23 protein-coding genes and 1 tRNA gene are annotated in these 19,032 nt (G+C 61.1%); 12 read left to right on the forward strand and 12 right to left on the reverse strand.

Going from position 1 to position 19,032, the window contains the following annotated elements; translation table 11 throughout:
- Nucleotides 1-242 precede the first annotated feature (242 nt).
- Nucleotides 243-1,430, reverse strand: coding sequence for an alpha-hydroxy acid oxidase (locus HJB82_RS19925; protein ID WP_221141126.1), 1,188 nt, complete (start codon nucleotides 1,428-1,430; stop codon nucleotides 243-245).
- A gap of 252 nt (nucleotides 1,431-1,682) precedes the next feature.
- Nucleotides 1,683-2,090, reverse strand: a complete 408-nt coding sequence (locus HJB82_RS19930) for a hypothetical protein (protein ID WP_207583285.1) — start codon at nucleotides 2,088-2,090, stop codon at nucleotides 1,683-1,685.
- Nucleotides 2,091-2,354: 264 nt separating this feature from the next.
- Here HJB82_RS19930 and HJB82_RS19935 point away from each other — a divergent pair.
- A tRNA-Pro gene (locus HJB82_RS19935) sits at nucleotides 2,355-2,431 on the forward strand.
- 77 nt (nucleotides 2,432-2,508) lie between these two features.
- Here the strand turns inward: HJB82_RS19935 and HJB82_RS19940 are convergent.
- On the reverse strand, nucleotides 2,509-4,095 hold the full coding sequence (locus tag HJB82_RS19940) for a hypothetical protein (RefSeq protein WP_221141128.1): 1,587 nt from the start codon (nucleotides 4,093-4,095) through the stop codon (nucleotides 2,509-2,511).
- Nucleotides 4,096-4,362: 267 nt separating this feature from the next.
- On the opposite strand from HJB82_RS19940, the gene HJB82_RS19945 reads away from it, so the two are divergent.
- Nucleotides 4,363-4,602: a DUF982 domain-containing protein gene (locus HJB82_RS19945; protein ID WP_207583287.1), complete on the forward strand. Its 240-nt coding sequence runs from the start codon at nucleotides 4,363-4,365 to the stop codon at nucleotides 4,600-4,602.
- A gap of 26 nt (nucleotides 4,603-4,628) precedes the next feature.
- On the opposite strand, the gene HJB82_RS19950 is transcribed toward HJB82_RS19945, so the two are convergent.
- The 3 genes from HJB82_RS19950 to HJB82_RS19960 form a co-directional block, all read right to left on the reverse strand.
- Nucleotides 4,629-4,856 (reverse strand): hypothetical protein, encoded by a 228-nt coding sequence (locus HJB82_RS19950; RefSeq protein WP_221132212.1) that lies wholly within the window; start codon nucleotides 4,854-4,856, stop codon nucleotides 4,629-4,631.
- 11 nt (nucleotides 4,857-4,867) lie between these two features.
- Nucleotides 4,868-5,131, reverse strand: a complete 264-nt coding sequence (locus HJB82_RS19955) for a hypothetical protein (protein WP_221141130.1) — start codon at nucleotides 5,129-5,131, stop codon at nucleotides 4,868-4,870.
- Nucleotides 5,132-5,961: 830 nt separating this feature from the next.
- The gene (locus HJB82_RS19960; RefSeq protein WP_221141133.1) at nucleotides 5,962-6,609 is read right to left on the reverse strand and encodes a S24 family peptidase; all 648 of its coding nucleotides are present in this window, start codon (nucleotides 6,607-6,609) and stop codon (nucleotides 5,962-5,964) included.
- An 83-nt stretch (nucleotides 6,610-6,692) separates the two neighbouring features.
- Here HJB82_RS19960 and HJB82_RS19965 point away from each other — a divergent pair, with 83 nt between their 5' ends.
- The 7 genes from HJB82_RS19965 to HJB82_RS19995 all read left to right on the forward strand — a co-directional run bounded on the left by HJB82_RS19965 (nucleotide 6,693) and on the right by HJB82_RS19995 (nucleotide 9,175).
- Nucleotides 6,693-6,917: a hypothetical protein gene (locus HJB82_RS19965; RefSeq protein ID WP_221141231.1), complete on the forward strand. Its 225-nt coding sequence runs from the start codon at nucleotides 6,693-6,695 to the stop codon at nucleotides 6,915-6,917.
- 162 nt (nucleotides 6,918-7,079) lie between these two features.
- Nucleotides 7,080-7,310: a sigma-70 family RNA polymerase sigma factor gene (locus HJB82_RS19970; protein ID WP_259673974.1), complete on the forward strand. Its 231-nt coding sequence runs from the start codon at nucleotides 7,080-7,082 to the stop codon at nucleotides 7,308-7,310.
- A 25-nt stretch (nucleotides 7,311-7,335) separates the two neighbouring features.
- Nucleotides 7,336-7,701, forward strand: coding sequence for a hypothetical protein (locus HJB82_RS19975; RefSeq protein ID WP_221141137.1), 366 nt, complete (start codon nucleotides 7,336-7,338; stop codon nucleotides 7,699-7,701).
- Nucleotides 7,667-8,065, forward strand: a complete 399-nt coding sequence (locus tag HJB82_RS19980; RefSeq protein WP_221141227.1) for a hypothetical protein — start codon at nucleotides 7,667-7,669, stop codon at nucleotides 8,063-8,065. The genes HJB82_RS19975 and HJB82_RS19980 overlap by 35 nt, the downstream gene beginning before the upstream one ends.
- Nucleotides 8,062-8,373, forward strand: coding sequence for a GcrA family cell cycle regulator (locus HJB82_RS19985; protein ID WP_221141140.1), 312 nt, complete (start codon nucleotides 8,062-8,064; stop codon nucleotides 8,371-8,373). Before HJB82_RS19980 ends, HJB82_RS19985 begins: the two co-directional genes overlap by 4 nt.
- Nucleotides 8,370-8,567 carry a response regulator transcription factor gene (locus HJB82_RS19990; RefSeq protein WP_207583293.1) on the forward strand — a complete coding sequence of 66 codons (198 nt, stop codon included), beginning with the start codon at nucleotides 8,370-8,372 and terminating at the stop codon, nucleotides 8,565-8,567. Before HJB82_RS19985 ends, HJB82_RS19990 begins: the two co-directional genes overlap by 4 nt.
- Before the next feature lie 14 nt (nucleotides 8,568-8,581).
- On the forward strand, nucleotides 8,582-9,175 hold the full coding sequence (locus tag HJB82_RS19995) for a hypothetical protein (protein ID WP_207583294.1): 594 nt from the start codon (nucleotides 8,582-8,584) through the stop codon (nucleotides 9,173-9,175).
- Nucleotides 9,176-9,454: 279 nt separating this feature from the next.
- On the opposite strand, the gene HJB82_RS32025 is transcribed toward HJB82_RS19995, so the two are convergent.
- The 5 genes from HJB82_RS32025 to HJB82_RS20020 form a co-directional block, all read right to left on the reverse strand.
- Nucleotides 9,455-9,748 carry an HNH endonuclease signature motif containing protein gene (locus tag HJB82_RS32025; protein ID WP_221116956.1) on the reverse strand — a complete coding sequence of 98 codons (294 nt, stop codon included), beginning with the start codon at nucleotides 9,746-9,748 and terminating at the stop codon, nucleotides 9,455-9,457.
- Between the two features lie 182 nt (nucleotides 9,749-9,930).
- Nucleotides 9,931-10,914 (reverse strand): phosphotransferase enzyme family protein, encoded by a 984-nt coding sequence (locus HJB82_RS20005; protein WP_221141142.1) that lies wholly within the window; start codon nucleotides 10,912-10,914, stop codon nucleotides 9,931-9,933.
- Between the two features lie 738 nt (nucleotides 10,915-11,652).
- A complete protein-coding gene (locus HJB82_RS20010) occupies nucleotides 11,653-12,225 on the reverse strand; it encodes a DUF308 domain-containing protein (protein WP_207583297.1) in 573 nt (190 codons plus the stop codon).
- A 75-nt stretch (nucleotides 12,226-12,300) separates the two neighbouring features.
- Nucleotides 12,301-12,930: a hypothetical protein gene (locus HJB82_RS20015; RefSeq protein ID WP_207583298.1), complete on the reverse strand. Its 630-nt coding sequence runs from the start codon at nucleotides 12,928-12,930 to the stop codon at nucleotides 12,301-12,303.
- 72 nt (nucleotides 12,931-13,002) lie between these two features.
- Entirely contained in the window at nucleotides 13,003-13,593 is a 591-nt protein-coding gene (locus tag HJB82_RS20020; protein WP_221141144.1) for a TetR/AcrR family transcriptional regulator, read from the reverse strand.
- 84 nt (nucleotides 13,594-13,677) lie between these two features.
- On the opposite strand from HJB82_RS20020, the gene HJB82_RS31670 reads away from it, so the two are divergent.
- Nucleotides 13,678-14,091: an outer membrane protein gene (locus HJB82_RS31670; protein WP_405049231.1), complete on the forward strand. Its 414-nt coding sequence runs from the start codon at nucleotides 13,678-13,680 to the stop codon at nucleotides 14,089-14,091.
- Nucleotides 14,092-14,115: 24 nt separating this feature from the next.
- Here HJB82_RS31670 and HJB82_RS20030 read toward each other — a convergent pair whose 3' ends face one another.
- Nucleotides 14,116-14,703: a TetR/AcrR family transcriptional regulator gene (locus tag HJB82_RS20030; protein WP_207583300.1), complete on the reverse strand. Its 588-nt coding sequence runs from the start codon at nucleotides 14,701-14,703 to the stop codon at nucleotides 14,116-14,118.
- A gap of 98 nt (nucleotides 14,704-14,801) precedes the next feature.
- Between HJB82_RS20030 and HJB82_RS20035 the strand changes: the two genes are divergently transcribed.
- Nucleotides 14,802-15,917 (forward strand): efflux RND transporter periplasmic adaptor subunit, encoded by a 1,116-nt coding sequence (locus tag HJB82_RS20035; RefSeq protein WP_221141146.1) that lies wholly within the window; start codon nucleotides 14,802-14,804, stop codon nucleotides 15,915-15,917.
- Nucleotides 15,917-19,027: an efflux RND transporter permease subunit gene (locus HJB82_RS20040; protein ID WP_221141148.1), complete on the forward strand. Its 3,111-nt coding sequence runs from the start codon at nucleotides 15,917-15,919 to the stop codon at nucleotides 19,025-19,027. The genes HJB82_RS20035 and HJB82_RS20040 overlap by 1 nt, the downstream gene beginning before the upstream one ends.
- Nucleotides 19,028-19,032 lie beyond the last annotated feature (5 nt).

Consider the following 19,032-nt stretch of genomic DNA (forward strand, 5'->3'; position numbering starts at 1 on the left):
GCGCATGGATGGCGTGTGCTCGACCGCCTGGACGACAATTCGTCCACCTGTTTACTCCGCCACTGAGCGGATCAAGGGAAGCAGCCGCTTTTCGCGACGGCCAATAGATACGCCGGACGGTTGAGTGCGGCAAGCCCCTTTTTGAGACGGGGTTTGGTCGCAGGTGTGCCGTTGGATCAACAAATCTGTCGACCTGCCCGCGCGCTGCTTGGCGGGCGCACCGATTTGAGGCGCACTTCTCTTTAGCCGTGATGTCGCAGAACGTGCTGTTCATTGAGCTCGGCAAGCGAGGTAATGCCGAGCAGCGCCATGTTCTGCTGAATTTCCGTCTGAAGGATCTCGATTGCGCGCTCGGCGCCCGCCTGTCCGGCAACTGCGGCCGCGTAAAGAAACGGTCTTCCAACGAATGTGAACTTCGCGCCCAACGCCAGCGCCTTGAGAATATCGGTTCCCCGCCTTATGCCGCCATCGATCATGATGGTCGCGGACTGTCCGGTCTTTTCGACGATTCCCGGCAGCGCTTGCAATGGCGACATTGCGCCATCCAGTTGCCGGCCGCCATGGTTCGAGACGATGATGCCGTTGGCGCCGGCCTCCACCGCCTTGACGGCATCGTCTTCGTGCAGAATGCCCTTGACCACCAGGTTCCCGCTCCATCTGCTGCGGATGCGCTGCAAGTGCGACCAGTTCAGATGATCCCGCTTGGCGAAGTCACGCATCACCTTGGAGGAGATGATCGGCGCACCCCGCTCGGCGTAGGAATTCTCGAAATGCGGCATGCCGTGGTTTGCGAGTGTGGGAAGAAATGTGCCAAGGCTCCAGCGCGGGTGTGACAGGCCCTCCCAGAGCAGCCGAAGACTGGGACGCAGCGGCGTCGAAAACCCCGCCCTGATGTTGTTCTCACGGTTTGCCAGCGTTGCGGTATCGACCGTCAGCAGGATGGTTTTAAAACCGGCAGCCGCAACACGGTCTACCAGGGCGTCAATTCGATCCGGCGCGCCAGGCAGATAGGCTTGGAACCAGGCATCGGGATTGGCTTTCGCCACCTCCTCCATCCGGATCAGCGACGAGCCGCTCATGATCATCGGAATGCCTGCCTGCGCCGCTGCCGATGCCAGAACCAGGTCGCCGCGATAGGCCATCAAGGCGCTGATCCCCATCGGCGCGATGCCGAAAGGCCCCGCATATCTGGTTCCGAAGATCGATGTTTCGCTGCTGCGCGCCGAAACGTCGATGAGCACTCTCGGCTTGAAAGCGTATGTCTGAAACGCATCCCTGTTCATCCGCAGGGATGCGTTGGTCTCACTCGCGCCGGCAATGTAGCCGAACAGCGGGCGCGGCAGATGGCGCCGCGCTTTGGCCTCGAAATCGTCCAGCGCCAGGACGCCTCGCAACGGATGGCTCGCCGGCTTCGTTCGAGCGACTGTCATCGCTTAGTCCAGTCCTCGCTCGCATCGAATGCCGCTTTGCGGCCCTTTCGGATCGCCGGCAGAATGAGTGTCAGCAACATCAAGGCGGAGCCTTGCGCAAAATGTAGCCGAGAGCACCGAAGAGCACAACCAGGGCCACATCCTTCGACGCCCACAGTGAACCGACGATCACCCGCAGGTCTTCGTTTTTTCAGCCAATACAAAACAGGCGGCACATCGGCCGCCTGTTTGCTCGTCTCTTAAGGTCGACCGTTACTTCTGTTCGGGCGCCAGGAACTCGGCGCAATAGGACGGGCCGTTGACGCCGGGAATGTCGGCGACGGTGCGGACGTCGCGGATCGTGTAGTCCGAGCTGGTGGTGATTTCGGTCTGGCAGCGCAGATAGGAGGTGCGGGCCGACGCGATCTGCTTGCCGCGCTTGCCGTCGGCGCCTTCGGCATATTTAGCCGGAATGCGCACGGTCTTGTAGCCGCCGCGCCAGGTATAGACGGTAGTTGCGCCTTCCTCGCGGTCGCTGAGCGGCGGCCCGTAGGCGGCAAAGAAGATGCCGGCCGATTTGCCGACCCAGCGGGCCTCGATCGGATTGCCGGCGGAAGGTATGGTGGTGCATCCGGCAAGCCCAATTGCAAGCCCGGCCGCGGTGATGGTGCGGAGTTTCATCGTGTCGTCCCTGATCTCTAGCGCAGTGGCTGCGAATCCGCTCTTTACGCGCGCTTTCGCCTGTCCCGTCGAGCCCTTTAGCGCGGAACCCGGCAAAAGAAAATTGCCCCTGTGGCACTTCCCGACGATTTGCTCCGAGTGTGTCTTTTTGCAGCAGCGGCGCACCGCCCGCCCTGTCATCAACCCGTCAAAAAATCCACCGGCTTTTTGGAATTTGGTGCTTGTGCAACCAGATAGGCTGTTCTATAGAAGCGCCGCTGGTCACGGAGTGTAGCGCAGTCTGGTAGCGCACCACGTTCGGGACGTGGGGGTCGGAGGTTCGAATCCTCTCACTCCGACCAGATAGAACCCCCGCTCCGGCGGGGTTTTTCGTTTCTCGCTGATGTCTGCAAAAATCCCCAGCATGTTTGCTGCGATCTCAGCCGCCGACTGTGATCTCACCATCGGCAACACGTTTCACAAATATCTTCAAACCTTCATGCCTGAGTTTCTTCCAACTGCCGTCGGAAACCATTGATTTAGCCAGATCGGCAAACCCCGTGGTGAGGTAGGGAACCTGCGATGCCGGTCGTTTGCCGAGCGCTTGAATCAAGCAGTCAGTTCTTGGCGGGGACGAGAACGTGTTTCCTGAACGTTGCATGCGGATCTCCACATGATCAGAGCCGTCTGGAAATCTGATCGTCCCATAGCCGCACTTGGCCGCCGCATTCACTTCGGCCTTGGAGAGCTTGTCTTGCAGAAGAAATGACAGCTGGCTGAACGTGTTGTCAGTGTAGTCGAACTGACCCAGGACAATGAAGTCCAGCTCGTTCTGCCCTTTCTTGGCGCCTTTGATCTTGCCAAAGAAGTCGGAATTCACCTTGGTGTCCTTGCCCGTCGTCATGGCAAGCATTTCGCCCAGCTTGATATAGGTCCTCGGTTTGGACGAAACGTTTTCGCTACCGGCCGCGGCGTTGCCTGAAGGCAGACTTGCGGTCTCCGGCCTGGCATAGGCGTCAGCGAAGGCCTGCAGCGTCGTGAGGTTGAGCGCTTGGGGAAGCGAACCGCTCTTGAACTTGCGGCAAGAGAGCGCGGCTTGCCGTGTTGCCTTGTCAGGCTTGCCCTCAACATTCCCTGGCTTGCAGCCCAAATGAGCCAGTTGCTGCTGCAACGTCTTGAGCAAAACGGCCTGTGCGGCGGAATAGTCGCTGACACCGCGGGTCACACTGACATTGCGGACATCGATGCCGATACCATCGCGCTGCACCACGTCAAACTGGGACGTATGATTGTCATAGGTCTTCCAGTCATGACCCCAACCCATCATCACCGGGCCGAGAATGAAGTTGAATGATTTCGGGTCGCGGTGTGATTGCGGCTCGCACTCGTTCGCTTCCCAGCAATTCGGAGCCTGGTTGGTTGCTTCGCCTTCGGCGGCGTAGATCACCTTGTTGTCGCAGCTTGCCGTAACCCATCCGCTCTCATCGCTTGCCCATCGGATTTTCAGCGAGAATGTCGCCCATTTGCCGAAATCTCCCGGTTTTTGGCACTGGTGGGCGAGAAAGTTCACGCCGTTGCGCGTGTCGGCTTTCAGCATGTAGATGAAATTGTGGACTGCCGGCCCTTCCCAGGAGGCGAAACGCAAATGGCTGTCCCGGCCATCGGGATAAAAGCCATTTGCGGAGTTGTTGTGCCAGCCTTCGTAGGCAAAAGTCGGATCGAGCCGGAAATCAAACGTGTATTCGACGCTTTCGCCAGCCTTCATGTCTCGCGTATAGCGAATCGTCGAGCGGACGTTGCCATTGCGACAATCATTTTCGCCGCGTCCATCTCCATAGTCGACATTGGAACATTGACGGTCGAATATCTGAAACCGGGTCACGCCGTCCTTGGCCTCCGGTCTGACAGATCCGTTGAACTTGTGGCGTTCAAAACCTTTGGGGAGCGGATCGGCGGTCGCGACTGCGTCGGTCAAAAAAACCGCAAGCGCGCCAACCGCCAGTCCAACTATATGATTTTTCAACATAGTTGTTTCTCCAAATTGGACTCCGAGCATATCACGATCTCGTTTGGAAGGTAGGGTTTAGATCGGTCCCTTGCCGCAGAAGGCCTTCACCAGCTCGCTCTTCTCTCCAGTTATAATTTTTCTGCAGGAAAATTATAACGACGCGATTGAACAGCAGCGCGCGGCATCGGCATTGCCCGAATCAGCTTTGATGCGCCGGTTTTCGAATCAACCGGAACGAGTCCCAAAGTGATTCGTTGAGTCGAGTTCCGTGTGAGATACTGCGCCATGAGCAAGCGACGAAGCTTCAAACCGGTGAAGATCACCATCAATGGCAAGGTGAGGACGGTCTATAATGTCGTCCAGGCCGGCAACACTTTGCTGAATGACTGGCCCGACCAGACGGCGGCGGCCAAGGTTGCTGAGCGGCTTGTGCTTGACGTCTTCAACGATGCCGCCGAGCCCGAGCAGGTGCGGCGGGCCTTCATCACTGCGGCCAAGGCGAGCGACATCAAGTACAGCTCGTGATCGGTGATATCGGGCAAAGTCCTGGCTCACTTCCATGAGACCTGTTCCTGATCGGTGCGATCCTGGTGCTTGAACTGCGTCTCCATCCAGGCGGCCGTGATGATCGCGGCGAGGAAGCCGAAGGTAAGGCAGGCGATGGCCTGCTTGCGCCGGGAGATGAAGGTTACCGGCGCCGGGGTGAGGGGCTTTTCCACGCATTCACGGCTCAAGCAGGAGCAGCCGGAAAACGCCTTGATGATGCAATCGGCAGGCATCTCCGTTCTCCTCAGGCGTAAAGCTGATCGTGATCGGTCATGCCCATGATCTCGCGGGCATAGCGGTAATGCTCCTCGACCGAGGCCGCAGCGCCGCGCAGCCAGGAGGGGCCGCGGATCGAATGTTCGGGACGGCGCAGGAAGGCAAAGCCGAGGGCGCCCATGCGCTGCGCCTCGATCGCCATATAGGCGCTGCAGTCGTTCATCCCCCACGCGCCATTCCAGCGGGCGTCACGTTTGCTCTCCTCGGTCTCGATATTGCGGATGTGCTGCATCGCCTGTCCCCACACGCGCCTCTGATCGGTTTGTGAGAAGAAGGTATATATCATACCCGATTGCGTCAATGGTATCAGGTATAAAAAATACCCTACAGATTGACGAGGTACGAATCATAGGCGTATGTCTGTCGCCAGTGATTGGGCGACCGGGTGCAACTCCCGAGCTGACGAAGCCCAGCGGCGCGGGAAGCGAAAGTCCTTAAGTGCGCTGTCAGAAAATCAGGACGAGGGCGAAGCGAATGGCCCCTCTGGCACGTGTCCCATCCCGGCTCCGGCCTTCAGGACCTGGCCAATGCTCTCCCGGCTTCATGGGCTTTGCTCATGGGGTAGGGGGAAGCTTTGGCCGGAACCCTCCCTCACCAGCCTTCAGGAGCTAAGACAGAGAGATAGAAATCAAAGCCTATCTTGGAGTCTGATGCAGCGAGAAAAACGGACGCCGGCCATGCGCAACGAGATCGAAATCACCGACGAGATGATCGGAGTTTACGATCGGTGGAGGAGGGAGTGCCGAAGGACAGGTTCCCCGCAGCCATGCGATCGATCCTGCTGGCGGTGACAAGAGATGCAAGCGCGGCATTCGGAGCTTCCACAATTTTTGGTTTCAGGAGGAATGCCCGAGACCCTGATAGATCCTGGTCGCCGGATCGGGGAGATCGGAGCGAAATCCTACAGGCCGTACATCTCGCGGGCGGCGCTGAAGGCCAGCAGAAACACCGCGAATGTAACGATATAGAACCAGATTCGGCCGGCGCGCGAGGAAGGGCGGATCATCTTGGTTTCCTTGATGAATAGGGCTGATTTGCAGTATTGCTGCCGAGCATCGGTCCCTACATCTCGATGATCGACCGGCGGACGCGGCCGACGATGGTGACGGCGCCCTGGAATTCCGGCGGCGACACATCCTCGTAGGAAGCGGGCTGGAAGGGCGGGTCGTCGTTCGGGCGATAACGCTTGTAGGTAGCAGCACCGGTTTCGTCTGCGACGACATAGAGCGCGTTCGGCGCCAGGCGCTTGTCGCGAAGATTGACGAAGATGATCGAGCCCGGCGGCGAGATCTTGTTCATCGAATTGCCTTCGACTTCGAGCGCGATCCATTCGCCGTCGGGCAGATCGAGGGCGGCGACCGTCGGGAATTCCGAAAAGTCGGTGATCGGCGCCTGCTCGCTCAGCTGGCCGGCGCTGACCCAGGAGATCTTCGGCACGTCGGCGACGGAGACCGGCAGCTCATCCGGATCGAGCGCATTGCCGGCGCCGAACTGCAGCCAGTTGAGATTGACCTTGAAGGCGCGGGCATATTTCTTCGCATCGGCGATGCCGAAGCCGTTGCGGCCGGACTCATGCGCCTTGTAGACATTGGCATTCCAGCCGAACCGATCGACGATCGCTTTCGGCCCGGCAAAGCCGGCGTTTTTCCTGGCCATGACCAGCCGCTTTGCGCGTTCTTCGCGCTCAAATTGTTCCTGATCTTTCAACATGATATAAAAAATACCCTAGTTTAGGGTATATGTCATGCCCTATTGCGCTTGACATATCGGGTATTAAATATACCCTAATGTGCATGACAAACAGCGAAAACATCAACGCCTCCACCCCGGCAGCAATCGGCCCGATGAAGCGCCGCAGCCTGCGCTATACCGGCTGCCCGCTCTGCGGCAAGGCGCTGTCGATCGCCGAGGTGATCGAGCGCCATTGCGAGAATTGCGGCCGGCAGACCGCCCCGAAAGAGATGTGGCAGCCCCGCTCTTCACCGCTCCCAGATCCCGACAGCCTCACTCCTCCCTGACGGCTATCGGTGGCCGGCGTCGTTGCCCTCCCTCGGCGACGCCGGCATCCATTCCCCGGGCAGCGGCCCGGCGTCGATGAATTCAAACGAAGCACCTGGCAGCACCCGCTTTGGCGGCAACGGCACGCTGCGCTCGAAATGAACACGAAGGATCACACCGGCATGAACGCGCTCGAGCTCTTCCGCACCGGCAGGGATTATATCGAAATCTCAGCCATCCTCGGCATGTCGGTGCCGTCTGTGGAAATCGAGATCCACCGGCTTCGAAGCGCCGAGAAGGGCGATACCGCGCAGCAGGATCATGCCGGCGCGGAGATCCGGCGGTTTCCCCACCGCATCAAGCCGGGCACGCCGGTCAATTTTGCCGGCGGGCAGCGGCGGCTTCGGATTTGAGATCGGCGGGAGGAAGGAAAACGGGATGGCGAAGGAAACAATGGGCAAGGACATCATGGACATTCTCAGCCCGGTGCTGGGGGAGGAGCTGGCGGCAGCCGTCATCGAGCATCGCAAGCGCACGCTGAGGAAGCCGCTGACGGCCTATGCCGCCCGGATGCAGGCCAGGGAATATCTGCTGACCGGCGATCCGGCCGGCGCCGCCGAGATGCAGATCTTCCGCGGCTGGCAGGCGATCAAATGCGACTGGTACCTCAAGGAGAAGGCGAGGGAAGCCGGGTCGATCAACAGCAGCACGAGAAGGACGACAGTCGATGCCGCAAGAGATTTCCTCTCCGGTGAAGATCATAGCGGGGATGCTTTCGGGTTTCCCGGCATCCGCCGGCACTGATCCCGACATGCAGATCCGCGCCTATCTCGTCGCCATCGACGGCATTGCAGATGAGGCGGTCTGGCGGGCCGCCAGAGGCTTCATCTCGGGAAAGGTGAGGGATCACAACCGCGCCTTTGCCCCGAGCAGCGCCAGTTTTGCCGAGGAATGCCGTCATCAGCAGGCGGCGATGGAAGCGCAAAGCCGCCCGCGCATCGAACGGGCGCCCGAGACGCCGAAGCCGAAAGTCGCCGCCTACAAGATGCAACTGCTGAGCGCTGCCGCCAATGGCAGCCGCAGCGCCAAGCGCGAGCTGGCGAAAATGTTTCCCGACAACCCGATCATCGCAAGGGCGGCACACGACGCGCAGGAGGCAGCAGGGTGAGAGAATTATTCTGGACGGAAGACCGGATCGCCAAGGCGGCGCAGCTTTGGAACGAAGGGCGCTCGGCAAGGGCGATCGCCGAGCTGTTCGGCTCGAAGAAGAACACCGTCATCAACATGGCGCACCGCAACCGCGACAGGTTCCCCGCCAGGCAGGACGCCAGGCAGGACACAAGGCAGAAGCCGCCGGAGGCCGATGCCGCGCCGGCCGCGCCGATCCGCCATCCCGACCGCGTCCGGCGGGTGACGTTTTCCGGCGCCGAAGTGACGATGCCGCGCGTGCCGTTCATCGATGGGCCGGCGCCATGAGCAAGATCACCCCACGCGAGACCGAAATCATCGGCTGGATGGCGGCCGGAAAGACCGCCGCCGAGATCGGCACCATTCTCGGCATCTCCCACATCACGGTGAATACCCACATCGCCAACGCCAAGGCGAGACTCGGCATCTTCAAGGATACCGCCCTGGTCGCCGCCGCACTGCGCAACGGCATCATTCGATAGGAAGGACAATCAGCATGGGTGGCAAAGCAGCCAAGGCTAGGACACAACGGGCAAACAAGGGCGCCGGCCGGCCGCGCAAGGAGAATGTCGAGCGTTTTCCCTGCGGCAAGATCAAGCCTTTCGAGACCGAGAAGGACAATATCAGCGTCGCCATATCAGCCCGCCGCCGCATCCACGGCTTCGGCCGGACGGTCGATGACGAGACGGTCAAGAGCCCGTTTGCCGGTTATACCCTCGGCCGCATGTTCCTCGACGGCTTGATCAGCGCCGAGCAGCGCCAGGCCGGCGACGACTATGCCGAGGCCATGGCCCGCTACCACAAGACCACCGGCATCCCGGCCCCGAGCCCGCGCGCCCAATCGCTCTTCACTGTCAAAGGCCACGAAGGCGAAGTGACCGAAAGCCTCGCCGACCGCGCCCGCAAAGCCAGTAACCGCATGATGGCCCTGCAGGGCATCCTGCTGCGCTGCCAGGACGGCCCGCAGGTCAGGAGCACGGTCTATAACGTCACGGTGATGGACTACGAACACCTGCGCCAGATGCCGCCGCAGCAATTGCTGTGGCTGCGGCGGGGGTTGATCGCGTTGCGCGGGGCGAGGGGTGGGTGATGGAGGGGGTGAGGCTTGTGGTTGAGCGTCGGATTGGCGGCATGACGATGATTGCGGACCGAAGCAAAATTGGCCCCTTCCTCCGTCCGCCGTCGCTGAGTTTGCCAGAGAGTTTACCCCACCTCCGTCCTCCTCGGGCTTGACCCGAGGATCCACGCCGGCCTCCATCAGCTGGGGCATGGATCCCAGGCTCAAGGCCTGGGATGACGGAGGTTGGGGGCGCGTTTTCGACAAACGCCTCGCCGATCGAGCGCAACATTTGCGAGCGGGCGACGCTTGCTATGAGAACCCGTGCCATTTGCCTATAGCGCGCCTCCTCTGGACGAACTTGCGGTATTTCTCGGGTGCTAGCACCTGCCTCTGCCTGTGGCGGATTTGGTTGCAAAACCAGCAGGCAGCCACCACGTTCCCAACGTTATCTTTGCCGCCGCATGATTGCGGCACCAAGTGCTCAGCTGTGCACCGGCGGATTGAAGCTGCAGTGCTATTGATCATCTTGCAATCACAATACCAGCAGCAACCGGCCTGACGGACGGACGCTTCGTTTCTCAATTTCTGTAACTGTTTTGACACGTAAACTCCTGAGATCTTTTCGTTGATCCAGAAGTTGCTTAGCTCGAAGAGCCCACCCGCACTCGGCCGCTGATAGCGTGCAACGGACTGAGTTATACCCTCAACCCTGATGTGTGCGCTCTTAATTTAGTTGAAGCCGAGGAACTTGGCAATATCGTTGCTGACCAGGCCGAGAACCTCTTTCAGAACAGACGATCGACAAATTGCTCTGTCTCCCAGGTCTTCAGAAAATCCGCTTCCCGCGCGATCCAGCCGACGGTCTCGCTTCCCCATTCCTGTGCCCGGCTGGCATATTCGCCCATCAGCCAGAAGTGGCGGACGATCACGAAGCGAAGGGCTGCCTCAAAATCGTCCGGCGTGATCGGCCGGACGGCGCGATAGCCGTCGATGAAGGCGTTCCACATGGCGGTCGAGCTCCGGCCGAAGGAGACTTGCGCCCACAAAAAGACTGAGAGGTCGTAGGCGAGGTACCCCGGGCCGCCGTCGTCGAAGTCGAAAAATACCGCTTCGCCAGCGTCGTTGATCCGCGAGTTGAAGCCGTGACAATCGCCATGACAATAGGTCCAGGTCAGATCTCCGAAGGCTTCGATCGCCTTTGCGGTCCGCGCCGCGATCTGTTCGAGATCGCTACGGACGTCGGCGTCTTCGACAATGCCGCTGTCGCGTATTCGCGCGAGCGGCCGAAACAGCAGGTGTTCGAGGTCAAGCCGATAGAGTGCTCCGTCCGGAGAAAATGTCTCGGCTGCATTGTGCATCAGAGCAAGGGTTTTGCCGTTGGCGGCGGCATCGCCGGCATCCGCCGCCTGCGGCTTGCGGCCCTCGATCTCCCGGAAGAGCACCCCCTCGCGCGCACCCTCCGGCGCATATCCCTGCAGGGACAGGGCGCCATCGCGTGTCGGGATCGGTGCTGCGACCGGAACGGCCGATTGCGTGAGATGTGTGAGGAAAGCCGTTTCGGTTCTGACGTCGGCCGGACCCCGCGCCCGCTGATGGGAAAGTCGGAAGACATAACGCTCGCCGTTGCTCCCAACGACAAGATAAACATCGTTCAGGCCGCGTTGCAGCATTCGGCAAGAGACCGGCCCGGCAAGCGAATAGTGCTGATCGATGAACTGTTTGACAGCCTCAATCCGCGGGGTCGAATACAGCGGATCAAAGTCGAGCATCGGCGCTGCTCCCGCGTTTTGCAGACAACTGAGAGGGGATGCTCGGGTGCGTGAGGTCGCGTGAGGGCTGCGGGATCTCGCTGCGTTTTGACGCTTCTGTCGCCGGTTTGCCCATTCCGTTCCACTTTCGAATCGAACTTTTCCGCTGATCGCTCTGGAACAACCAGATAGCATAAGACGCGAAAGCCTGTCGCTGACCGCGAGCTTGGCAAGGCAACTGGCAATTGTGGCTGCTGCCGGCCCAAGGCGGTCCGGTTGGCGCGGCGTGGCTCGACCCGTCCTTCGAACTCCCGAAAAATGGGGAGAGGGGACGTGCATGGTAGAGCGGGCGGGGAACGGAGAGGGGCAAGGCTTATGATTACGGACTGGCGGCGTAAGCGCGGACGCCTTTGCATGACCCAAGCAAAATCCGCCGCTTCCTCTGTCCGCCATCCTGTGTTTACCGGAGAGCTTACCCCACCCTCCGTCCTCCTCGGGCTTGACCCGAGGATCCACGCTGGCCTCCACGAGCTGCGGCATGGATCCCAGGCTCAAGGCCTGGGATGACGGAGGTTGAGGGCCTGCTTTCGACAAACGCGTTGCCGATCTGGCCGAACAACTGCGCTGAATTCTGCCGCAGCGATTGTTGTGGCGGCGGAGGCGATTGATGGCTTTGGGTCCACGTCCTGTTGACGCCGTGGCTCCGCGCCTGGTCTTTGTTTTAACCGCCGGCGCGAACCGGACAGCCGAGGCGTCCTGCTATCTCCGCCGCATCTGCGTCACAGCCAGCCATACCGCCGAGACCAGGAAATAGAAGGCGCCGAGGCCGGCGTAGCCGGCGATGTTGGCGATGGATGGTGGTTCCGGCATTTGCGCCTGGGCGATGAAGAAGGCGCCGGCGACGGCCGACTGGCCGCCGCTGAGGATCATCGACCATTGGCCGCCGTTGGTCTTCCAGCGGCGAACGGCCGTTCCGAGCTGCAGCAGACCGGAAAAGATCGCCCACAGGCCGAAGACGGCGAGGACTGAGTTCATGCTCATGGTCAGCGCGGCGATCACGGCGGCCGTTGTCACTGCGCTGACGGCGACGTTGATCGCCTGGCTGCGGTTATTTGCCAGGCCGCCATGTCGAGCAGCATCGACGAAATTGGCGGCGGCATCCCAGGCCGGGTAGAGGATCAGCAGCGCTGCCGCCACCGAGAAGGACTGGCGGCCGGCAGTCAGGGCGGCTGCGACCCAGAGGAGAGAAAACGCTGCGCGGGTGAAATAATACCGCGTCAGCCATTGTTCCCTGTCGCCAGCGGCGACGGTGGTTTGATCGTAGGTCATCATGAGTTCTTTCCTGAGTTTGGGATTGTTGGTCGCCGATCGACCCGGGGCGGCCGGGCCGACCGGCGACGGCGTGGCTCACATCGGCGGAACCACGCCATTCCTGCCGACAAGCACCTGATGGGCGATGGTGCCGGCGGCGGCCTTCTCGGCGGGCACGAAGACGACGGCGCCGGCAACAAGATCATCCTTGGTTGCCGGAGCGATGGTGACGACCGGCGTGCCGTCCGGAATGGAAATCTTCTTTTCCTTGCCGTGATAAGAGACGGTGACCGTCCGGCCGTCGACGCCCTTGACGGCGTCGGCGACGGTGGCATTGGTCATGCTGCTGTCCGGCTTGAGATCCCAGCCGTAGCTGCCTTCACCGGCGCCTTTCATGGCCGGCGGGAAGATCAGCACCTCAAGCGCGCCGTCACCGCCGCCCTCTTTCGGCAGCGAGGCGATGCCGACGAAATCACCCGGCTTGATGTCGGTGACCTCAGCCTTGGCGACGCCCGCAAGTTTCCAGCCGTCGGCGAGGGTGACATCGACGCTCGCCCCTTCGCGCGTCTTCACCGTGAGGGTCGAGCCGCTGTAATTGACGATGCTGCCTCTGACGTGAATCTGCTCGGCCTTCTGGTCCTCAGCGAAGACAGGCATGGCCGATAGAGCCACCGACGAGATCGCCGAGAGGCTGAGCATAAGGGCGGGGAGAAAGTTCGTTTTCATCTTGTTCTTCCTACTAGTTGGTAGTTTTGTAGGCCGGAATTGTCACTCCGGGCGGCCATTCCGCCCGGAACCTTATCGAGCGACGGTCGGAGACAGCCGCTGCAGGGTCGGGGCCAGAATGGTGGGAAACACCTCCGGCGTCCCGTAAGCCCGTGCGGAAAGCATGGCGCCATGGACGGATGCCATGAACACTTCGGCCTCGACGCGGGGTTCGCTGGACAGGCTCAAAGCCCCGGTCTTGGCGCCGCGTTCCATGACCGAAGTCAGCCAGGCCGAGAGAAAGCGGAAAAACCCCTTGACCTCCTCGGCGACCTCGGGCGGCAACGCCGGCAGTTCGCTCGCCAGCAGCGCGCAGACGCAAAACGGCCGGCTGGCATCGTCGATGCACTTGGCCCAATGGCCCGCATAGGTTTTGAGGAGCGCGAGCGGGTCCTGCACGTTCCGCTCCAGAGCCGCCACCCCCATCTCGGCATCGTCCCGATATCGCTGGATAAGTGTGCGCACCAGATCGGTCTTGCTGGGAAAATGATGATGGATGCTGGCCTTGCGGATGCCGACGACCTCGGCAATATCGGCATAGCTGAAGCCGTTATATCCGCCGGTGGTAATCAGCGCCCGCGCCGAGGCAAGGATCTCATCGGATGTCGTGAGAAGATTGATCATGGGTTGCTTCTACCTTCCAGTAGGTAGGCAGTCAAGCGGAAAACGATAGTTGTTAAACCGATTGGGCCGGCGCTGTTGGTTGTCGTGTTGCTTGCGCTTTCGACAAGGCACTCGTCTTCGGCGCAGCTCGCTGGACTGCCACGCGGTTACGTCGACCTGCCGGGCCTCGACAAGGAAACGGAAACGTTCAACGGCTACACCGTCGGCGCTGGCGTCGACTTTGCCTTCACCGACAATATCTTCGTCTGTGGCGAATATCGCTTCAACGACTTCGGCAAAAAGATATTCTGGGTGTTGATGTCGACCTCGACCAGCACGAGCTCAAGTTCGGTATCGGCGCAAAGTTCTATGAACTGTCGGCCAGATCAGCAGTCGGAGAGCCTCGCCATGTTGGCGGGGCTTTTTACGTTCCCCATACGACCGAGCGCCGTCATTGGCTGCCCGCCCCCGCATCGGCGAGTGGTTCGCGACCCTGGCGCTCTGCAAGGCTTGGAATAACGTCTGAGCCGAAGAACCGGGATGTCATTCCGCCGCTGTCTCGCCGGCGATCCGTTTGACCGCATCGGTCGCGGTTTCGAGCACACGCTCCGACATGCCTTGATCGGTCATGACGCGCGAGATGGTGACGGCGCCCACCATCAGCGACAGGATGACCATGGCTTTGTCATAGGGTTTTGCGCCGTCCGACGCGGGGATCAACTCGTCGAGAATCTGAAGATGAGCTTCGATGCCGTTCTGGAATGGAGCGCGGACCTCTTCGCTCTGGCGGGCCGCATCGGCGCCGAGCGCCGCCAAGGGACAACCATCGCCTTTCTCCTCCCGGTGGCCGGGCGAGAGATAGAGATCGACAACCGCTTCAAGCGGATTGGGACTTCCGGCGGCAACCCTCGACCATCTGCGCACCGCGCTCTCCATCGCTCGCCCGGATGCCAGCGCCACAAGATCATCCTTCGATTCGAACTGCTTGTAGAACCCGCCTTGGGTGAGGCCGGCTCCTTTCATCAGGTCCTTCAGGCCGATGCCGTCGAAGCCATGCTCGCGGAAGAGCCGGCTTGCGACATCGATCACCGTCTCACGATTGGCCTCGGCCTGAGCGCGACTGACTCTCATATCGATCTCCAATTAGATTTCATTTGACATCTATACCAGAATTAGAGTTAGATCGCAATCTAAATTAATCACTGCGCAGGTCAAGAAGGCTTACCGACATGAACCGCAAAATTCTCCTCGCCTCGTTCGGCCTGCTGGCAGCTGCCGGCGCCATGGCATACTTCTTTGTCGGGGCGTCCTCGCAAGGAAGCGCACAAGCTGCCGATCCCCGCACCGCACCGCCTTTCGTCAAGCTGGTTGAAGCAACGACGCCGGAGACAGCCGAGCGCAGCTTCACCGGCACCATCGCCGCGCGGGTGCAGAGCAATCTTGGATTTCGGGTGCCCGGCAAGATCGTCCAGCGTTATGTGGACGTCGGCGTGCAGGTCAAGGCCGGTCAGCCGCTGATGCGCATCGACGAAACCGATCTGCGGCTCGCCCTGACGGCGAGACGAAACGCGGTCGCTGCCGCTGAGGCCGTGCTGACCCAAGCGCAGGCAGACGAGAGACGCTACGCCGCTTTGGTGAAAAACGGATTGGCCGCGACGCCGCAGCGCTACGAGCAGGCAAAGGCAGCGCTTGACACCGCCACCGCGCAGCTTGCCGCGGCGGAGGCGGACGCCAAGGTGGCGGAAAACGAGACTGCCTATTCCGTCCTGGTTGCCGATACCGATGGAACGGTTGTCGAAACGCTGGGCGAGCCGGGGCAGGTCGTGACCGCGGGCCAAACCGTGGCCCGGCTCGCACAGGCCGGCCCGCGTGAAGCGCTGGTCTGGCTTCCGGAATTCCTCAGGCCGCAGCTCGGCGAGATAGCCGATGCCAGTCTCTACGGAAACGAAAGCCGACAGGGCAAGGCGCGGCTGCGCCAGATCTCCGACGCTGCCGATCCGCAAACCCGCACCTATGAGGCACGCTGGGTTCTGGATGGCGCTGCAGCGTCAGCGCCGCTGGGCGCGACGGTGACGATCAGGATCGCCAACAGCAGCGGCCAATCGCATGCCGCGGTGCCGGTCGGCGCCGTGTTGGACGATGGCAGCCGCACCGGCGTCTGGGTCTTCGATCAGACATCGTCGACCGTCCACTTCCGGCAGGTGAAAATCGAACAGATGGGTGAGGAGGTGGCGGTGGTTTCCAGCGTCAAATCAGGCGAGCCGGTCGTCGCTCTCGGCGCCCATCTGCTGCAGGACGGCGCCAGCGTGCGCGCCAAGGTGGAACAGGCAGAGGCGGCAAACTGATGAACTTCAATCTTTCCGCGCTCGCCGTTCGCGAGCGGGCCGTCACCCTGTTCTTCATCGTACTGCTCGCCGCCGCCGGGGCCTATGCCTTCGTCAAGCTTGGGCGCGCCGAGGACCCGTCCTTCACCATCAAGACCCTGACCGTGGCAACGGTGTGGCCGGGCGCGACAGCGCGCGAAATGCAGGATCTGGTCGCCGAGCCGCTCGAAAAACGTCTCCAGGAACTCACCTGGTACGATCGTGTCGAGACGACAACGCGGCCCGGCTACGCCTTTTTGACCGTCACCTTGAAGGACAGTACGCCGGCCACGGCCGTCGAGGAGGAATTCTATCAGGCTCGAAAGAAGCTTGGAGACGAGGCCCGCAACCTGCCCAGGGGCGTGCTCGGTCCCTTTGTCAACGACGAGTATTCCGATGTCAGCTTCGGGCTTTATGCGCTGAAGGCCAAGGGCATGCCGATGCGCGAGCTTGTGCGCCAGGCCGAGGTGATCCGCCAGGATCTCCTGCATGTGCCTGGCGTCAAGAAGATCAACATCCTCGGAGAGCGGCCCGAACAGATCTTCGTCGAGTTCTCCTATGCCAAGCTCGCCACCCTCGGCATTTCGGCACAGGACATCGCGGCCGCCTTGCAGCGGCAAAACACCCTGACGCCGGCCGGATCGATCGATACGCGTGGGCCCCAGGTGTTCATTCGCTTCGACGGCGCCTATGACAGCATCCAGGCGATATCAGACACGCCGATCGCTGCGGCCGGACGCACCTTGAAGCTCTCGGATTTTGCCGAAGTGCGGCGCGGTTATCAAGATCCGGCCACCTATCTCATTCGCCATGACGGCGAACCCGCCATCATGCTCGCCGCGGTGATGCAACAGGGCTGGAACGGTCTGGACCTCGGCAAGGCGCTGGAAGAAAGATCCGTCGCCATCGCAAAGACCTTGCCGCTCGGCATGACGCTCGCCAAGGTCAGCGACCAGGCCGTCAACATCGACGAAGCCGTCGGCGAGTTCATGCTGAAATTCGCCATGGCGCTCGGCGTCGTGTTGTTCGTCAGCCTGATTGCGCTCGGCTGGCGTGTCGGCATCGTCGTCGCCCTGGCCGTTCCGCTCACCCTTGCCGTCGTCTTCCTCATCATGCTGGAAACCGGCCGGTTCTTCGATCGCATCACCCTTGGTGCGCTCATCCTGGCGCTTGGCCTCCTGGTCGACGACGCCATCATCGCCATCGAGGTGATGGTGGTGAAGATGGAGGAGGGGATGGATCGCATCAAGGCGGCAGCCTATGCCTGGAGCCATACCGCGGCCCCGATGCTGTCGGGCACGCTGGTGACGATCATAGGGTTGATGCCGGTCGGCTTTGCCCGGTCGACCGCCGGCGAATATGCCGGCAACATCTTCTGGGTCGTCGGCTTTGCCCTGATCGTCTCCTGGATTGTCGCGGTAACCTTCACGCCCTATCTCGGCGTCAAGATGCTGCCGGCGATCAAGCCGGTCGAAGGTGGCCATCACGCCATCTACAACACCCCGAACTACCGGCGCCTGCGGCGGGTTATCGAGTTCACCGTGCGCCACAAGTTCGTCACCTGTGTGGTGGTCGCCATCGCCATGGGGGCCTCCGTCGTTGGAATGGGATCGGTGAAAAAGCAGTTCTTCCCGACCTCGGACCGTCCCGAAGTCCTCGTCGAAGTCCGCATGCCCGAAGGCACCAGCATCGAGACGACGACTTCAACGGTTGAGAAGCTTGAAGACTGGCTGCAGAAGCAGCCGGAGGCAAAGACCGTCACCAGCTATGTCGGTCAGGGCGCTCCCCGCTTCTTCTTTGCCATGGCGCCGGAATTGCCGGACCCGTCCTTCGCCAAGATCGTCGTGCTGACCCCTGACGCTCACACACGCGAGGACTTGAAGCTTCGCCTGCGCGCCGCCGTTTCGGACGGGCTCGCCCCTGAAGCCTATGTCCGCGTCACGCAGCTGGTCTTCGGTCCTTACACGCCGTTTCCGGTCGAATTCCGGATCACCGGCCCGGATCCGCAGCAACTGTACCAGATCTCCGACAAAGCCCTCGATATCATGAAGAGCGTGCCGGATGTGCGCCAGGCAAACCGCGATTGGGGCAACCGCACGCCGGTGTTGCGCTTCGTTCCCGATCAGGATCGGCTGAACCTGATCGGCCTGTCGCCGGCCGAGGCGGCCCAACAGCTGCAATTGCTGCTGAGCGGAGTTCCGATCACCGAGGTTCGCGAGAATATCCGCAACGTGCCTGTCGTTGCCCGCAGTGCCGGCGGCAACCGGCTCGATCCGTCCAGATTGGCAGACTTCTCGCTGATGAGCCGGGATGGGCGACAGGTTCCGCTCGATCAGATCGGCCACTCGGAAATCCGGTTTGAAGAACCGATCCTGAAACGCCGCGATCGTACGCCTGTCATCACCATCCGTTCCGATATCAGCGAGGCGTCGCAGCCGCCTGAAGTCTCGGAGCAGGTCATGAAGGCGCTTCAGCCGCTGATTGCCTCGCTTCCTGTCGGATATCGGATCGAGATGGGCGGCAACATCGAGGAATCAACCAAGGCCAACGACGCCCTGGTGAAAATCTTCCCGATGATGATTGCCGCCATGCTGATCGTTATCGTGCTGCAGGTCCGTAGCCTGGCGACGATGACCATGGTCATGCTGACGGGGCCTCTCGGTCTTGCCGGAGCGGTTCCGGTTCTGCTGCTCTTCGACAAGCCCTTCGGCTTCAATGCCATTCTCGGATTGATCGGGCTGGCCGGCATCCTGATGCGCAACACCTTGATCCTGACCGAACAGATCAAGGACAATAAGGCAGCCGGTCTCGACGATTATCACGCCGTCATCGAAGCGACGGTGCAGCGGACGCGACCGGTGATCCTGACCGCCCTTGCCGCCGTGCTTGCCTTCATTCCTCTCACGCACTCGGTGTTCTGGGGGTCGATGGCCTACACGCTGATCGGCGGAACGGCGGTCGGCACGGTGATGATCCTGCTCTTCCTTCCCGCTCTCTACGCCATCTGGTTCCGCATCAAGCCGACAAAAAACGAGAGCCATGAAAATTCACCGAAGGCGGTGGAGTCACCGACGGCAATGGCTGCCGAGTGATATCT

Origin of the sequence: Rhizobium sp. NZLR10 (genome assembly GCF_019685125.1) — a bacterium.
Taxonomy (GTDB): Bacteria; Pseudomonadota; Alphaproteobacteria; order Rhizobiales; family Rhizobiaceae; genus Rhizobium.

What these genes read in the sequence shown, in the direction of transcription:
- HJB82_RS19925 (WP_221141126.1), bottom strand. Translation starts at nt 1,430, where the DNA reads ATGACAGTCGCTCGAACGAAGCCGGCGAGCCATCCGTTGCGAGGCGTC.
- HJB82_RS19930 (WP_207583285.1), bottom strand. Translation starts at nt 2,090, where the DNA reads ATGAAACTCCGCACCATCACCGCGGCCGGGCTTGCAATTGGGCTTGCC.
- HJB82_RS19940 (WP_221141128.1), bottom strand. Translation starts at nt 4,095, where the DNA reads ATGTTGAAAAATCATATAGTTGGACTGGCGGTTGGCGCGCTTGCGGTT.
- HJB82_RS19945 (WP_207583287.1), top strand. Translation starts at nt 4,363, where the DNA reads ATGAGCAAGCGACGAAGCTTCAAACCGGTGAAGATCACCATCAATGGC.
- HJB82_RS19950 (WP_221132212.1), bottom strand. Translation starts at nt 4,856, where the DNA reads ATGCCTGCCGATTGCATCATCAAGGCGTTTTCCGGCTGCTCCTGCTTG.
- HJB82_RS19955 (WP_221141130.1), bottom strand. Translation starts at nt 5,131, where the DNA reads ATGCAGCACATCCGCAATATCGAGACCGAGGAGAGCAAACGTGACGCC.
- HJB82_RS19960 (WP_221141133.1), bottom strand. Translation starts at nt 6,609, where the DNA reads ATGTTGAAAGATCAGGAACAATTTGAGCGCGAAGAACGCGCAAAGCGG.
- HJB82_RS19965 (WP_221141231.1), top strand. Translation starts at nt 6,693, where the DNA reads ATGACAAACAGCGAAAACATCAACGCCTCCACCCCGGCAGCAATCGGC.
- HJB82_RS19970 (WP_259673974.1), top strand. Translation starts at nt 7,080, where the DNA reads ATGAACGCGCTCGAGCTCTTCCGCACCGGCAGGGATTATATCGAAATC.
- HJB82_RS19975 (WP_221141137.1), top strand. Translation starts at nt 7,336, where the DNA reads ATGGCGAAGGAAACAATGGGCAAGGACATCATGGACATTCTCAGCCCG.
- HJB82_RS19980 (WP_221141227.1), top strand. Translation starts at nt 7,667, where the DNA reads ATGCTTTCGGGTTTCCCGGCATCCGCCGGCACTGATCCCGACATGCAG.
- HJB82_RS19990 (WP_207583293.1), top strand. Translation starts at nt 8,370, where the DNA reads ATGAGCAAGATCACCCCACGCGAGACCGAAATCATCGGCTGGATGGCG.
- HJB82_RS19995 (WP_207583294.1), top strand. Translation starts at nt 8,582, where the DNA reads ATGGGTGGCAAAGCAGCCAAGGCTAGGACACAACGGGCAAACAAGGGC.
- HJB82_RS20005 (WP_221141142.1), bottom strand. Translation starts at nt 10,914, where the DNA reads ATGCTCGACTTTGATCCGCTGTATTCGACCCCGCGGATTGAGGCTGTC.
- HJB82_RS20010 (WP_207583297.1), bottom strand. Translation starts at nt 12,225, where the DNA reads ATGATGACCTACGATCAAACCACCGTCGCCGCTGGCGACAGGGAACAA.
- HJB82_RS20015 (WP_207583298.1), bottom strand. Translation starts at nt 12,930, where the DNA reads ATGAAAACGAACTTTCTCCCCGCCCTTATGCTCAGCCTCTCGGCGATC.
- HJB82_RS20020 (WP_221141144.1), bottom strand. Translation starts at nt 13,593, where the DNA reads ATGATCAATCTTCTCACGACATCCGATGAGATCCTTGCCTCGGCGCGG.
- HJB82_RS20030 (WP_207583300.1), bottom strand. Translation starts at nt 14,703, where the DNA reads ATGAGAGTCAGTCGCGCTCAGGCCGAGGCCAATCGTGAGACGGTGATC.
- HJB82_RS20035 (WP_221141146.1), top strand. Translation starts at nt 14,802, where the DNA reads ATGAACCGCAAAATTCTCCTCGCCTCGTTCGGCCTGCTGGCAGCTGCC.
- HJB82_RS20040 (WP_221141148.1), top strand. Translation starts at nt 15,917, where the DNA reads ATGAACTTCAATCTTTCCGCGCTCGCCGTTCGCGAGCGGGCCGTCACC.